The organism is Psychrobacillus sp. FSL K6-2365, from assembly GCF_038003165.1.
Classification (GTDB): Bacteria; Bacillota; Bacilli; order Bacillales_A; family Planococcaceae; genus Psychrobacillus; species Psychrobacillus psychrodurans.
In genome coordinates this window covers 1312105-1326552 of sequence record NZ_JBBOOO010000001.1, presented here as the reverse complement: position 1 = coordinate 1326552, position 14448 = coordinate 1312105, and the positions used below count along the sequence as shown (strand labels likewise).

General features: G+C 36.2%; 14 protein-coding genes. 5 read left to right on the top strand and 9 right to left on the bottom strand.

Annotated elements, in window-relative coordinates; translation table 11 throughout:
* Positions 1-396: 396 nt before the first annotated feature.
* From pyc to MKY29_RS06270, 3 genes are all read right to left on the bottom strand, one after another.
* On the bottom strand, positions 397-3837 hold the full coding sequence (pyc, locus tag MKY29_RS06280; RefSeq protein ID WP_340879328.1) for a pyruvate carboxylase: 3441 nt from the start codon (positions 3835-3837) through the stop codon (positions 397-399).
* 12 nt (positions 3838-3849) lie between these two features.
* Positions 3850-5013 (bottom strand): FtsW/RodA/SpoVE family cell cycle protein, encoded by a 1164-nt coding sequence (locus MKY29_RS06275; protein ID WP_093494371.1) that lies wholly within the window; start codon positions 5011-5013, stop codon positions 3850-3852.
* A 66-nt stretch (positions 5014-5079) separates the two neighbouring features.
* Positions 5080-5361, bottom strand: coding sequence for a YlaN family protein (locus MKY29_RS06270; protein ID WP_093494370.1), 282 nt, complete (start codon positions 5359-5361; stop codon positions 5080-5082).
* A 176-nt stretch (positions 5362-5537) separates the two neighbouring features.
* On the opposite strand from MKY29_RS06270, the gene MKY29_RS06265 reads away from it, so the two are divergent.
* A complete protein-coding gene (locus tag MKY29_RS06265; RefSeq protein ID WP_090562961.1) occupies positions 5538-6035 on the top strand; it encodes a hypothetical protein in 498 nt (165 codons plus the stop codon).
* An 11-nt stretch (positions 6036-6046) separates the two neighbouring features.
* Positions 6047-6250, top strand: coding sequence for a YlaI family protein (locus MKY29_RS06260; protein WP_093494369.1), 204 nt, complete (start codon positions 6047-6049; stop codon positions 6248-6250).
* A gap of 807 nt (positions 6251-7057) precedes the next feature.
* Here MKY29_RS06260 and MKY29_RS06255 read toward each other — a convergent pair.
* Together MKY29_RS06255 and typA are read right to left on the bottom strand one after the other, a co-directional pair.
* Entirely contained in the window at positions 7058-7384 is a 327-nt protein-coding gene (locus MKY29_RS06255; protein WP_241596089.1) for a YlaH-like family protein, read from the bottom strand.
* 21 nt (positions 7385-7405) lie between these two features.
* Positions 7406-9253: a translational GTPase TypA gene (gene typA / locus MKY29_RS06250; protein ID WP_090562966.1), complete on the bottom strand. Its 1848-nt coding sequence runs from the start codon at positions 9251-9253 to the stop codon at positions 7406-7408.
* 104 nt (positions 9254-9357) lie between these two features.
* On the opposite strand from typA, the gene MKY29_RS06245 reads away from it, so the two are divergent.
* Complete coding sequence (locus MKY29_RS06245) at positions 9358-9543, top strand: YlaF family protein (RefSeq protein ID WP_090562968.1); 186 nt, start codon at positions 9358-9360, stop codon at positions 9541-9543.
* Between the two features lie 24 nt (positions 9544-9567).
* Here the strand turns inward: MKY29_RS06245 and MKY29_RS06240 are convergent, their stop codons facing one another.
* Together MKY29_RS06240 and MKY29_RS06235 are read right to left on the bottom strand one after the other, a co-directional pair.
* Complete coding sequence (locus MKY29_RS06240; protein ID WP_340879326.1) at positions 9568-10374, bottom strand: inositol monophosphatase family protein; 807 nt, start codon at positions 10372-10374, stop codon at positions 9568-9570.
* Between the two features lie 104 nt (positions 10375-10478).
* Positions 10479-10676 (bottom strand): hypothetical protein, encoded by a 198-nt coding sequence (locus MKY29_RS06235; RefSeq protein WP_090562975.1) that lies wholly within the window; start codon positions 10674-10676, stop codon positions 10479-10481.
* Positions 10677-10833: 157 nt separating this feature from the next.
* Here MKY29_RS06235 and MKY29_RS06230 point away from each other — a divergent pair, with 157 nt between their 5' ends.
* Positions 10834-11463 carry a YktB family protein gene (locus tag MKY29_RS06230; protein WP_340879325.1) on the top strand — a complete coding sequence of 210 codons (630 nt, stop codon included), beginning with the start codon at positions 10834-10836 and terminating at the stop codon, positions 11461-11463.
* Between the two features lie 38 nt (positions 11464-11501).
* Here MKY29_RS06230 and MKY29_RS06225 read toward each other — a convergent pair whose 3' ends face one another.
* The gene (locus MKY29_RS06225) at positions 11502-11771 is read right to left on the bottom strand and encodes a UPF0223 family protein (RefSeq protein WP_093494366.1); all 270 of its coding nucleotides are present in this window, start codon (positions 11769-11771) and stop codon (positions 11502-11504) included.
* A 16-nt stretch (positions 11772-11787) separates the two neighbouring features.
* A complete protein-coding gene (locus MKY29_RS06220) occupies positions 11788-12744 on the bottom strand; it encodes an NAD(P)H-dependent flavin oxidoreductase (RefSeq protein WP_340879324.1) in 957 nt (318 codons plus the stop codon).
* A gap of 137 nt (positions 12745-12881) precedes the next feature.
* Here MKY29_RS06220 and MKY29_RS06215 point away from each other — a divergent pair, with 137 nt between their 5' ends.
* On the top strand, positions 12882-14351 hold the full coding sequence (locus MKY29_RS06215) for an aminotransferase class I/II-fold pyridoxal phosphate-dependent enzyme (RefSeq protein ID WP_093494364.1): 1470 nt from the start codon (positions 12882-12884) through the stop codon (positions 14349-14351).
* Positions 14352-14448 lie beyond the last annotated feature (97 nt).

The window sequence follows — 14448 nt, the reverse complement described above, 5'->3', positions numbered from 1 at the left end:
CACTAGTATTAAAGAAAATCTACTTCATTCATCATCAAGTAATAGTATCACTAATTCAACTGCAATTTCAGATAGCTTTTCTTCTTACATTAACTGATTAATCTTATTATCCCTAGCAAAAAGCTGCGCTAAATTTAGATTGATTACTACACATTATTTTGATTGTAGTGAAAGGTGCGACTCCAGTGGGACCACCACTAGCTGAAAGCCCCGGAGGAATGCAGTGACGAAGAGATTGAAGCCGCGCCCGCGGAAAGCATCCAACTGAAACGGAAAACTGTAGTATTTTACTTGCTTTAAAGTCACATGAACCCCGTGTTCACCGGATATTTTTATATACTTATTCTAAAATAAAAGGCTGTCAGACAGGAATGTCTAACAGCCTTTGCTTATTGGTTATTCTTTATCCATCACGATTAGCAAATCACCAGTTGCAATTGCCTCTCCAGCAATAACATGAATCTCTTTTACAACTCCATTAAACGGGGCTTGTACGGTAGTTTCCATTTTCATAGCTTCCGTAATAAGGAGATGTTGACCTCTTTTCACTTTGCTGCCTGTAGAAATTGCCACCTTTAGAACAGTACCTGGCATAGTTGCCCCAATATGACCTTCTTTTGTCAAATCTGCCTTTGGTTTAGATAGATGGCTCACTTCTACATTCAAATCCTGAATAGAGATTTCACGTGGTTGACCGTTTAATTCGAAATAAATAATACGGTTTCCATCATGGGTTGGCTCGCTTATAGAAACAAGCTTGATAATTAAAGTTTTTCCTACCTCGATTTCCACTTCAATTTCTTCCCCTAATCTCAATCCGTATAAAAATGTTGGTGTATCTAATACCGAAACATCACCAAAGTTTTTATCCATTTCACTATATTCTTCAAAAACCTTAGGATATAGAGTGTAAGCAAGAATCTCTTGACTCGTAACAGGTCGTTCTAATTTATGGAATAATATTTCTTTTATTTCTTCAAAGTCCACCGGCTCGAGTAATTCACCTGGACGAACTGTTATCGGTTGGCGACTCTTTAGAATCACTTTTTGTAATTCTTGTGGGAAACCTCCGTAAGGCTGTCCGATATAGCCTTCAAAAAACTCTATAACAGAATCCGGAAAATCGATTGTCTTCCCTCTCGTAATGACAGAAACTTCATCTAAATTATTTTGTACCATGAATAAAGCCATATCCCCTACCACTTTAGAGGATGGGGTAACTTTCACCACATCACCAAATAATAGATTTACACGAGAATACATTTCCTTTACTTCTTCCCAGCGCTCTCCTAGTCCAACTGCTTTAGCTTGTTGTTGAAGATTACTATATTGTCCCCCTGGCATCTCATGTACATAGATTTCAGTATGAGGACTCATCATACCGCTCTCAAAATCTTGATAGTATTTGCGAACATCTTCCCAATAATAAGAGATTTTTTCAAATGCCTCAATATTTCCAATAACCTCTCTATTAGAGCCTTTTAGCGCATAACTTAAACTGCTTGCACTCGGTTGTGAAGTTAGACCAGCCATTGCACCTAATGCCGTATCCACTATGTCCACTCCTGCTTCTATAGCTTTTGCATACGTATATACTCCGTTACCACTAGTATCATGTGTATGAAGATGAATAGGGATATCAACTGTGCTTTTTAACTCACTTACTAAACGATAAGCAGCTTCTGGTTTTAAAAGTCCAGCCATATCTTTAATCGCTAAAATATGTGCCCCTGCGTTTTCTAATTCTTTTGCCATGTCTTTGTAGTATTGCACCGTATATTTGTCTCTAGAATCATCTAAAATGTCTCCAGTGTAACATAGTGCCGCTTCTGCAATTTTCCCTGATTGTCTAGTTGCATCTATAGCAACTTCCATCCCTTTTATCCAGTTTAGGCTATCAAAGATACGGAATACATCGATACCAGCTTCTGCAGACTTTTGTATAAACTCTTTTATCACATTATCCGGATAATTTTTGTAACCTACTGCATTTGCTCCACGGAATAACATTTGGAATAATACGTTTGGAATCATTTGTCTCATTTTTATCAAACGATCCCAAGGATTTTCTTTTAGGAAACGATATGCAACGTCAAAAGTTGCCCCTCCCCACATTTCGTAGGAGAATAAATCATGCATCCCTTGTGCAGATTCCTTTGCTATTCCAAACATATCGTGAGATCGAACTCGTGTTGCTAATAGTGATTGATGAGCATCACGGAAAGTAGTATCCGTTAACAATACACCTTGTTGTTGCTTAACCCAATTAATCACACCATCGGCACCATGTTCATCTAAAATTTGCTTTGTGCCGATTGGAGGAGCAGTACTCAGATCAAAACTTGGTGTTCTGATAGCACCAAAAATAGGTTTAGACTTTTTCTCGATACCTGGGAAACCATTAATCGTAACATTCCCTATATAATTTAATAATTTAGTTCCACGGTCTTTGCGATTTGGGAATAAAAATAATTCAGGAGTTGAATCGATGAAACTTGTATTAAACTGACCAGAAATAAAGCTTGGGTGTTTTACGACATTTTCCAAAAAAGGAATATTTGTTTTAATCCCTCGAATTCGGAACTCCTGCAAATTTCTGTCCATTTTAGCTGCTGCTTCTTTAAAGGACATTCCCCAAGTAGAAACCTTCACTAATAATGAGTCGTAATATGGTGATATTACAGCACCTTGGAACCCATTTCCTGCATCTAAGCGTACTCCAAATCCACCACCTGAGCGATAAACCATTAACTTACCTGTGTCTGGCATAAAGTTATTTAATGGATCCTCTGTTGTTACACGCGATTGAATAGCAAATCCAAATAACGGCATGTTTTCCTGGCTTGGAATTCCCATTTCCTCACTATTAAGCGCTGTGCCATCCGCTATTTTAATCTGTGCATGAACAATATCCACACCGGTGATCATTTCTGTAATCGTATGCTCCACTTGAATTCGAGGATTTACTTCTATAAAAAAGAATTCATCTTCCGTCACTAAAAATTCTACTGTTCCAGCATTTATGTAAGAAACATTTGTCATTAATTGGACAGCCGCTTTACAAATTTTGTCGCGCAATTCTGAATTTAAAGAATTTGAAGGTGCTATTTCCACAACTTTTTGATGTCTTCTTTGAATTGAACAATCGCGTTCATATAAATGAATTAAATTACCCTGAGTATCACCGAGAATTTGTACTTCAATATGTTTAGGCTGGAAAATACAGCGTTCAACATAGACTTCATCAGAGCCAAAAGCAGCTTTAGCCTCTGATTTAGCACGTTCATATGCACTTTCAAGCTCATCTTCAGATTGAACTACGCGCATTCCACGACCGCCGCCACCTAAAGATGCTTTAATCATTAAAGGATATCCGTGAGCTTTACCGAATGCCCGTACCTCTTCAACAGTATCTAAAGGTCCATCACTTCCTGGAATAACGGGTATACCTGCTAATACTGCTTGTTCACGAGCTTTCACTTTATCTCCAAACATATCTAAATGTCTAGAGGTAGGTCCGATAAAGATAATCCCTTCCTCTTCACATCTTTTCGCAAAATCTACATTTTCCGAAAGAAAGCCATACCCTGGATGGATTGCATCAGCTTTACTTTCTTTTGCAATACGAATTATATCTTCAATGTCTAAATATGCATCGATTGGTTTTTTACCTTCCCCGACTAAATAGGACTCATCAGATTTAAATCGGTGAAACGAACCACTATCCTCTCTTGAGTAGATAGCTACTGTTCGAAGATTTAACTCTGTACATGCTCGAAAAATACGTATTGCAATTTCCCCTCTATTTGCAACTACAATCTTTTTAATCTTTTTCATCCCATACACCCCTTATTGTCTATTTTTTTCATGCTTCACGAACATAGATACGTTCATCAATATCCCAAGTGCTGCCGATAAAATAATAATAGAAGTACCCCCATAACTTATAAATGGAAGTGGTACCCCGGTCAGCGGGATAATTCCAAGCATTCCTCCTAAGTTTATAAAAGTTTGAAAACCTATAATACTACCAATACCCGCAGCAATCATACGAGCTTGAGAATCCTTTGTAGATAAGGCAATGCTAATCGCTTTGAATACAATAAAGAACAGACCACATAAAACAATTAATACCCCAATTAGTCCAAGTTCTTCTGCTATGATAGCCATGATAAAATCAGTATGTGGTTCCGGTAAATATCCATATTTCTGATTGGAATTCCCTAAACCTAAGCCGGTTAAACCACCTGATCCAATGGCAATATAACCATTTACAATTTGATAGCCAAACCCTTGCTCGTAATCAAAGGGATTGAAAAATGCTTCTAATCTTCCTCTACGACGATCTGTCAACAATGCATCTTTCATCATATAGATGGCAAATAGACCCGCTACGATAACTATACCAATTAATCCGATTATTTTGGAAAATGATTTAAATTTAATTCCACTAGCTGCAATTACTGAAATAGCTACGAAACTAATAATCATTGTATTCCCAACGTCTGTCTCCATCATAATTGACACGAAAACAAAAAATAACACGATTAATGGTGGTCCCACGGATTCATTTAATTTATCTAATGTACCATTTTCTGATTTTTTTGCAAATATTCCAGCAAAATATAAAACTATTACTAGTTTTGCAATTTCGGAGGGTTGGATATTAAAACCTAAGTCGATCCAGCTCTGAGAACCACTTTCTCCACCAACTCCGATAATATGCACTAAAAATAAAAGAGTAAACATAACAAGAAGCATTAGTTGCATCATTACTTTATTTTTATAATGCTTATAAGGAAAAAAAGCAGTTATAAAAAATACTGGTATACAAAGCAGTAAATTTGATTTTTGCTTATTGAAAAAATGGTCAGGATCCCAACCGTAATTGAGTACTGCCCAGCCCATACTAGCGCTATAAATCATTACCAACCCAAATAAGCATAAAGCTAAGTAGACAAAAAATAATGGGTAGTCGAAATTTCTTGCATAACGTTTTAAATATGAAATCATGTATTATACCTCTATTTCTTTATATAGAAAAAAAACTCAAACAGTTAGTTTGTTTGAGTTTTATAATTATCTTTCTGTATGAATCTCATGTAAAACAGACAATTCTTTTTCAAGAGAAGCGATAATCTCTTTCCCTTCGCTTTTCTCTAAAAGGCCAAGTTTTACCGCAAAATCTATTTCACGTGATAATCCAAACATTTGTGTGTCTAAAACCTCTTCATAAAGAGGGCATTGAGGCATCGTTAAGTTATCCATCTGCACTTTTATAAGCTGTGCAATCTTTTCTGCATCTTTTTTCAAAAGCTCTAAAGCCTTATCTTGATACGAAATTTGTATATTAGTATCCATGAGGACGCCCCCATTTTTATAATTTCTAATTATTTATCTCCTAAAGTGTATCTTTTGAACAGAAAAATTGCAAGTGTTCTCTCATTTAACTTATAGAAATAGTTAAATATTCTTTAGAACTTTTCAATTTAAAGGTATACTAATTATGATTAGATAGTTTAGAGGAGGCAATTTTGTTGGAACTTATCATACCAGTTAAAGGTGCAGTTAAATTTAATATTACGTTAGACCCTACCGTTTGGATTTTCGATGATCGTAAAATCGATTTGGATGAGTTTTTTTCTGGTGAGTATGAGTACAAAGATGAACTAGAAGAGTATACTAAGGTCACATCAGCTCATTGGTCCCGTGAAATCATTGAAGGATCTACAAATCCACCAACTTTACAAACTGAGAAAAAATTTGACCGTACGAAAGCACTAACAAGTACTTTCGGAATTGATATGAAACCATTTATCCTAAATTCTGAGCCATTGCCAAATGCAACAAAAGTTGTGGTCGAAACGACAGAGGATGAACATATATTTTCTTTTGAAGATTTAGATACGTTATTATTAAAATTTAGCCATAAGGGGAAACCACTTCGTGAGGACGGCCCTGTCCATATATTAAAAAAAGATGGATCAAATATTAATACTCCGATAAAATCTGTCACAGCGTTTCGTGTAGAATAGGAGATGTATAGATGAAAGTACAATGTGCCATTTGCGATCGAATTGATGAACTTCCAAATGATTTACCACTGGCTAAGAAGCTGAGAAATCGCCCAATTCACACGTATATGTGTCCAGATTGTCATGACCGTATTGAAGAAAGAACTAACCGTCGTCTTGCAACCGGAAAGTTCATTTTTTACAAGAGTTCACGACTAATTGAAAACGAGTTTTAATATTAATTATACGAAAAGCTGGCTTTAAACACTCAGTCTTTTCAGGCCAAAACCTGTTTTTATTATTTCGGAAGTGCTTTAGGTAGCTGTTTTGTTATATTATTACCGAATTAATTTTTAGGGATGCTGGTTGGTTGTGATGTCAGTCACAATCAACCAGCATCCTTTTTTCGGTAATCTTATTTGACAACTAGAGAAAAGATGCTTTCTTATTCATAGATGAAGCTCTCGAAGATACAATTTCGGGAGCACTATCACAAACATTTTCTTATCATTTACGAATGATTTGAGCCTATTTTATCTTTACTTTCTCTCATCGATTGTTTACTTGCTTCAATCACTGGCTTACTTGCGGCCATATATTATTTACTTGCTCTTAGTCTATGTTTACTTGCCATCTAATACCTTTTACTTGCGAAGTGGATAATATATCCAATTTTTTTCCTTCAAAACCTTAATGTGTAGAATTGAAATACTTAGTTGTTTTCTACTCCGGGGTCGACTGCAATGGATAGTTCCTTTAGATTATCCTTCATCCCATAAATAATAGCTAATTACTTAATTGATTGTAGTGTAAGCCAGGAACTCCAGAGGGATTAGCGAAAAAGTCGAGACCCAGCAAAAGCTTTTATTTGAACAAAGGCAAGTAACTCAAATTTTTGTGTCGAAAATTCGATTATAGTGTCCTTCTGCGCCGAGGGAGCTTGGCCTCGCCTGCAGAAAACGTCCGCCTGAAACGAAAATCAGCGGTCAATGCTTTCACATATTTTGCTCATTTAAAAAAAAAAAGAAAAAGCTCAACTACATTTAAGTAGTCGAGCTTTGTTTTTTCTCAAGTCGTAAGCGTATTTTGTAAATAATTAAAATCAATGCTGCCACGATTAACCCTTCCACAACAGGAAGGAAAAACGCGAGGAACGTCAACATTAAGCATCCTAATAACAAGAATACGTAAATTACAACATTTTGACTAAAACGCAATTTCTTTGCAAATCCAAGCTTGTACACAAGCACAGAAAGCAAGAAAATTAAAACAAATAGCACATAACCAGCTATATCGAAATTTGGCATAACCTCATAAATATATCTCGCTATACTAGACATTCTACCAAATACGAATTGCTTTTCCTCCAAGGTTATTCACCCTTTCAGTTTCTATTCAAGTTCTGCATTTTTCTTTTTCTTCGTAACACGTTCACGTTCATTCTTCTCTAGAATTTGTTTACGTAGACGAATAGACTCAGGTGTAATTTCTAGATACTCATCATCACCTAAATACTCAATAGCTTCCTCAAGTGTCAAAATACGAGGTCTTTTAATAACATTAGTTTGGTCTTTATTAGCTGAACGAATGTTAGTTTTTTGTTTCATTTTCGTTATATTTACAGTGATATCAGCATCACGAGTATTTTCCCCAACGATCATACCTTCATAAATCTCAGTACCTGGTTCAAGGAATAATGTCCCGCGATCTTCCACTTGCATCATACCATAAGTTGTTGCTTTACCAGTTTCCATTGATACAAGAACACCTTGGTGACGTCCTCCAACACGACCGGAAACTACTGGTTGATAGCTATCAAACGTATGGTTAATGATACCGAAACCTTTAGTTAAGGACATGAATTCTGTTGTATATCCAATTAATCCACGAGCTGGCACCATAAAAATTAGACGAACTTGGCCATTACCATTGTTGACCATGTCAATCATTTCACCTTTACGTGTACCCATCGATTCAATAATAGAGCCTACAGCGTCTTCTGGCACATCAATTTGTACTCTTTCGATTGGCTCACATTTTTTACCGTCAATTTCACGTATAATAACTTTTGGTTTAGAAACCTGTAGCTCGTAACCTTCACGACGCATGTTTTCGATTAAAATCGACAAATGAAGCTCTCCACGACCAGAAACAGTCCATGCATCTGGAGATTCTGTATCTTCAACACGTAGTGAAACGTCTGTTTCTAGTTGAGAACGTAGGCGCTCTTCAATTTTACGTGAAGTAACCCATTTACCTTCGCGACCAGCAAAAGGTGAGTTATTTACTAAGAATGTCATTTGTAAAGTTGGCTCATCAATACGTAACGGAGTTAACGCATCAGGGTGATCTGTAGGGCATACTGTTTCACCAACATTAATTTGTTCCATACCTGACACCGCGATCAAATCTCCAGCTTTAGCTGACTGAATTTCTTCACGTTTTAAACCGAAGAAACCGAATAATTTTGTAACACGATAGTTCTTAACGGAACCGTCTAATTTCATTAATGAAATTTGTTGCCCAACCTCGATTGTCCCACGGAATACACGACCAATACCAATACGTCCAACATAGTCATTGTAGTCCAATAGTGCTACTTGGAATTGTAATGGCTCATCAGAGTTATCAATTGGTGCTGGAATCGCTGAGATAATCATTTCGAATAGACATTTCATATCTTCTTCTTGTTTAGAAGGATCATCATTTAAAGAAGCAGTCCCGTTTACACCTGAAGCATAAACAACTGGGAATTCTAGTTGATCTTCATCTGCACCTAATTCAATAAACAATTCTAAAACTTCATCTACTACCTCTAGTGGACGAGCTGAATCTTTATCTACTTTGTTTACTACTACGATTGGTGTTAATTTTTGTTCTAACGCTTTTTTCAATACAAAACGTGTTTGAGGCATACAGCCTTCATATGCATCGACAACAAGTAAAACGCCATCTACCATTTTTAAAATACGTTCTACTTCTCCACCGAAGTCAGCATGTCCAGGCGTATCAAGGATGTTAATACGCGTTCCATTATAATTGACCGCAGTGTTTTTTGCTAAAATTGTAATACCGCGTTCACGCTCTATATCATTCGAGTCCATGGCTCTTTCATCAACATGTTCATTTGTACGAAAAGTACCTGACTGTTTTAATAATTGGTCGACTAATGTCGTTTTCCCATGGTCAACGTGTGCTATAATTGCAATGTTTCTTAAATCTTGACGTATATTTGTCATATTTCCACTCCATATTCTTTTTTCGAGTCCATAACTGTGTTATTATATCACAAGTGAAACTAAAGTAATATTATTTTTTATCATTTATTTTGGAGGTAATTATTTTGGGTCATATTAAATGGATTTTCGTACTATATTCTTTAGGTGCAATTTTATCAATGGCACTTGTCGGAATTGCTATTGCACTGCGGAATATTCCACTTATTTTTGTATTCCTTATTTTATTGTTCGTCATTATGGGATTTGGTTTCAAAACAAAGAAAAAAATGCGCGACGCAGGCTTACTTTAAATGCCTATTCCTTTCCAGCAGGATTTAATCTGCTGGATTTTGTTTTATTTGAATATAATCTGTCAATAATTGTTCATGTAATCCTGGTTTGGATACGATAAAGCTATCAGCATCTAGTAAATCTAGATGCTCAAATGCTAAATTAGTAGCAATTGCCCCTACTTCTTTTGCTATGACCATTCCTCCGGCTATATCCCAAGGTGATAATCGCATAGATATATAAGCATCTAACTTTCCAGTCACTACATAAGATATTTCGATTGCTGCTGATCCAAGTGACCTAGTACCTCTGACGGTTTTAAGTAAGCTCACCATCCCTTCATGATGTACATATCTATTTGGCACTACCCATCTTGCATTTATACCAACAACTGCCTCCTCAACCGAAGAAGCACCTAACCTTGGCAAACGCAAATCATCCAGATATGCGCCACCGTTTAAGGACCCACTAAGTAATGTATCTTCCATAACATTATATATATATCCTAGGATTCCTACTCCATCCTTATATATTCCCAATGATATAGCAAAATTTTGTTTTTGATGAATGAAATTTGTTGTTCCATCTATTGGATCAAGTAACCATACAAAACCACTTAAATCCTTTATGTCATCTCCAAATCCTTCTTCTCCAAATATTCGGTGCTCTGCAAAATCTGCTTTAATATGCTTTATAAAAAATTTTTCTGTCTCTTTATCTATATTAGTGACTAGATCATTTGCCTCTGACTTCGATTCAATGATGAGTTCGGAAGTCAGAGAAGTTTTAATGTTATATGCCGCTTCCTTTATTAACGACTTTGCATATGTATCAAGCTTGTGTATATCCAATCGTTCCACCCCTTCTTAACACCTATACTTTTAGTATAAAGAAAAAAACACCGGCTGTCTTTTCATTAGCAGGTGTTTTTTAAGGTACTCCTATGATGGAAACATTAATCGAGAGCATTTAGTTCCTCCAAAAGCTGGTGAATTTCAGCTAATCGATTTTTAGAAGCACTTATCTCTTTTTCATTTTTATTTGTCATTGCGTCAAATAAGGTCGCTAACTCATAATCTAACTCCATTTTTAGTGTTTGAATTTTCTCTTTTTCCATGTCTTCCTTACGAATAATATGCACTACCTGTCTCATCACAACCACCCCTTCTTATTTTATATCGTAATATTCAGAAGATTCTTTATAATAAAATATGCTACCATATAAATAATGTCTACTGAAAAATACTACTTACAAGATTTTTACCCAAATTTCCTATAAAATAAACATAGAAGTTGAAAGGAGTTTACATATGAGCAAAACATTTTGGACAGTTGAAGATTTTGATGTCTTTCAAATAGATGGACTTGAAAACAGAATGGCTGGATTAATCGAAAAAATTAGACCGAAATTCGAGGAGTTAGGCGGTCATTATAGTCATTATTTTTCTACAATACTTGGACAAGAATATTATCCCCATGTAGCTAAGCATGCAAGACGTTCGGTTAATCCTCCAAAAGATAGTTGGGTCGCATTTGCACCTTATAAGAGAGGATATAAAGCTCTACCACACTTCCAAATAGGACTGTGGGGTAGCCACGCTTTCATCATATTAGCTGTTATTTATGAGGCACCCGATAAAGTAGCTATTGCTGAACGGTTATTAAAGAAAAAAGGATTATTTAACAAATTGCCCGCAGATTTTATTGTTTCTGGAGATCATATGAAGCCTGAAGCCTCTTTGCTAAAAAAAGAAAAGAAAGATGGCCTTGAACAACTACTGGTTCGTTTAAAAGATGTAAAAAAGGCAGAATTTTTAGTTGGCCGTCATATTAGTAGAGAAGAAGCTGTAAAACTTACTGAAGAAGAGTTCTTGGAACTTGCAGAAGAAACATTTGATCATTTATTGCCAATATATAAAACGATGGTCCACATGAAATAATATGCACCTCCTATACTTTTCAGTATAGGAGGTATTTTTTAACCCTTGATGATGGTGCCGTCTGATTGCTCCTTCATCTTTTTAATAATAGGAAAGCTTACATAACCACTTTCTTTTTCAAATTCACGAAAATACGTTTTTTCTTCCGCAATAGAAGGTACTATTTCTTTAAATCTTCGGTATCTTTTCATTAGTTCTTCACGTTTGATTCCATTTTCATATGCTTTTTCTATTGATTCAAAAAATTGTACTACATCCACGATTTCTTCTGTCGACCAATCCAATGAAAAAGGGTATGTGTATTCCATGTATTACTACCTCCTTCTATTTCCACTTATTTCGAATGTCCATTGCTTGCATTTCCATACGATCGAATAATTCTTGTACGGAAGGTATATCTTTGATGAATCCTACCGACTGGCCAGCCCAACCGAATCCCTTCTCTTCATCACCTTCGTAAATGAATCGCTTATTCGCTTCTCCACTAATGTAATCCTTAAGAGCATCATATGTTACATTTTCACTTTCAATACTTAAAATAGAATCTGTCCAACTACTTTTTATGGCCCTTGCAGGTGCACCAAGCGATTTTTTAATAATTACAGTGTCCATTTCTTCGCTCTTTATTAATGAATTTTTATAAGCAGATGAAGCATGCACACATTCTTTTGTGGCGATGAATCTAGTACCCATTTCAATACCTTCGGCTCCAAGTGCATGAGCAGCCATCCATCCTCTGCCATCTGCGATACCACCAGAAGCGATGACGGGTATCGACACAGCATCCACCACTTGAGGGATTAATACGATAGATCCGATATCATCTCTTCCAAGATGCCCTCCACCTTCATGCCCTACTACCATAACTGCATCCGCACCAAGTTGCTCGGCTTTTTGAGCTTGTCGTTTAGCAGCAACTAAGACTAGTTTTTTAATCGAAGTATTAGCGAGTTTTTCTAAAATAGGAGCTGGATTTCCCCCTGTCATCGATATTACTGGAACCTCTTCCTCAATAGCTACTTGCAACATATGCTCATAAGGTCTCCCAGTTTGGCCAATTGCAAAATTCACACCAAATGGTTTTTCAGTCAGCTTTCGTACTTTTAGTATTTCTTCTCGCAACTCTTGTGGCGTTTTTAAACTCATGGCAGTTACTTGTCCTAATCCTCCAGCGTTTGAAACAGCTGCACACAAATCAGAATACGCTAGATAAGCAAGTCCTCCTTGAACGATTGGAAGCTTTGTACTTAATAATTCTGTAACCCTTGTTTGAAAAGCCATTCTTCCCCCTCCTTATATTAATAGTCTAATGAAATTACTCTATTGATACAAATTACAATGATTTTGATAGTATTACAGCTATTGAAGTGCTATAATTTCTTTTGTTTTATAAATTCTAACTAGAGGTGGTATGAACGTTGTCACAATTAGAAACTCCATTATTCGATGCATTACTAAAGCATCGAAATCGTCATCCAATCCAGTTTCACATTCCTGGGCATAAAAAAGGGAAAGGGATGGACCCTGCATTTCGAGAGTTCGTTGGAGATAATGTACTTTCTATAGATTTGATCAATATTGCTCCTTTGGATGATTTACACTCACCTAAAGGTGTAATAAAAAAAGCACAACATTTGGCAGCAGAAGCATTTGGTGCTGATGAAACATTTTTCTCTGTACAAGGGACAAGTGGTGCAATAATGACTATGATACTTACTATTTGTGGACCTGGAGATAAGATTCTTGTTCCACGAAATGTTCATAAATCGATAATGTCGGCAATTGTATTTGCTGGTGCGATTCCAGTTTTTATCCATCCAGAAGTAGATAAAGAATTAGGAATCTCTCATGGTATATCAGTAGAATCGGTAGAAAAAGCATTAGATGCACATCCAGATGCAAAAGGATTACTAGTTATTAATCCTACCTATTTTGGTTTAGCTGCGGATCTTAAAAGAATCGTAGAGCTTTCGCATAAGAAAGGGATTCCTGTTGTAGTAGACGAGGCACATGGAGTTCATATTCATTTTCACGATTCACTTCCCGTTTCTGCAATGCAAGCTGGAGCTGATATGGCTGCAACATCTGTTCATAAATTAGGTGGATCCATGACTCAAAGTTCTATTCTCAATGTAAAAGAGGGCTTAGTATCTACTAAACGTGTGCAGTCTATTTTGTCTATGTTAACAACAACTTCTACGTCCTATCCATTACTTGCATCATTAGATACTGCAAGGCGACAACTAGCTATTCATGGCGAGGATTTAATAGGGGATGCTATCCGACTTGCAAAAGATACACGTAAACGAATTAATGCAATTCCCCATATTCGTTGTGTGGGGGAAGAAATATTACAAACATCTGCTACGTATGATATGGACCCAACAAAACTATTAATAAGTGTTAAAGACTTAGGTATGACAGGGTATGATGCGGAAATCTGGTTAAGAGAAAAAGCAAATATAGAAGTAGAGCTTTCAGACTTGTATAATATTCTATGTTTAATCACTCTTGGAGATACAAAAAAAGAAGTTAATTTACTTGTTAACGCTCTTTCAAGAATGGTGGCTGCCCACGAATCTGATGCAGTCGTCGTAGAACCATCTGTTACTCTGCCAGATATACCAGGACTGGCTATGTCACCTAGAGATGCTTTTTACGCAGCTACAGAATCTATTCCTCTAAAACACGCAAGTGGTCGTATCTCTGCAGAGTTCGTAATGGTTTATCCACCAGGTATTCCAATTTTTATTCCCGGGGAAATAATTACCCAAGGTAATATAGATTATATAACGATGAACATTGAAGCAGGGCTACCTGTCCAAGGTCCTGAAGACGATACACTTGAGATGATTCAAGTCATTAAAGAACATCAAGCAATATTTTAAAAATTTAATAGGAACTCATTTTGATGAGTTCCTCAGACTGTAGACAAACTCGAGAAATTTAGAGTTTATCTACAGTCTTTTTTCTTTTAAAATAGAA

Coding starts and splice junctions, on each gene's coding strand:
- pyc (WP_340879328.1), bottom strand. CDS start 3,837: ATGAAAAAGATTAAAAAGATTGTAGTTGCAAATAGAGGGGAAATTGCA.
- MKY29_RS06270 (WP_093494370.1), bottom strand. CDS start 5,361: ATGGATACTAATATACAAATTTCGTATCAAGATAAGGCTTTAGAGCTT.
- MKY29_RS06220 (WP_340879324.1), bottom strand. CDS start 12,744: ATGGCTTTTCAAACAAGGGTTACAGAATTATTAAGTACAAAGCTTCCA.
- MKY29_RS06230 (WP_340879325.1), top strand. CDS start 10,834: ATGAGCAAAACATTTTGGACAGTTGAAGATTTTGATGTCTTTCAAATA.
- typA (WP_090562966.1), bottom strand. CDS start 9,253: ATGACAAATATACGTCAAGATTTAAGAAACATTGCAATTATAGCACAC.
- MKY29_RS06260 (WP_093494369.1), top strand. CDS start 6,047: ATGAAAGTACAATGTGCCATTTGCGATCGAATTGATGAACTTCCAAAT.
- MKY29_RS06235 (WP_090562975.1), bottom strand. CDS start 10,676: ATGAGACAGGTAGTGCATATTATTCGTAAGGAAGACATGGAAAAAGAG.
- MKY29_RS06225 (WP_093494366.1), bottom strand. CDS start 11,771: ATGGAATACACATACCCTTTTTCATTGGATTGGTCGACAGAAGAAATC.
- MKY29_RS06275 (WP_093494371.1), bottom strand. CDS start 5,013: ATGATTTCATATTTAAAACGTTATGCAAGAAATTTCGACTACCCATTA.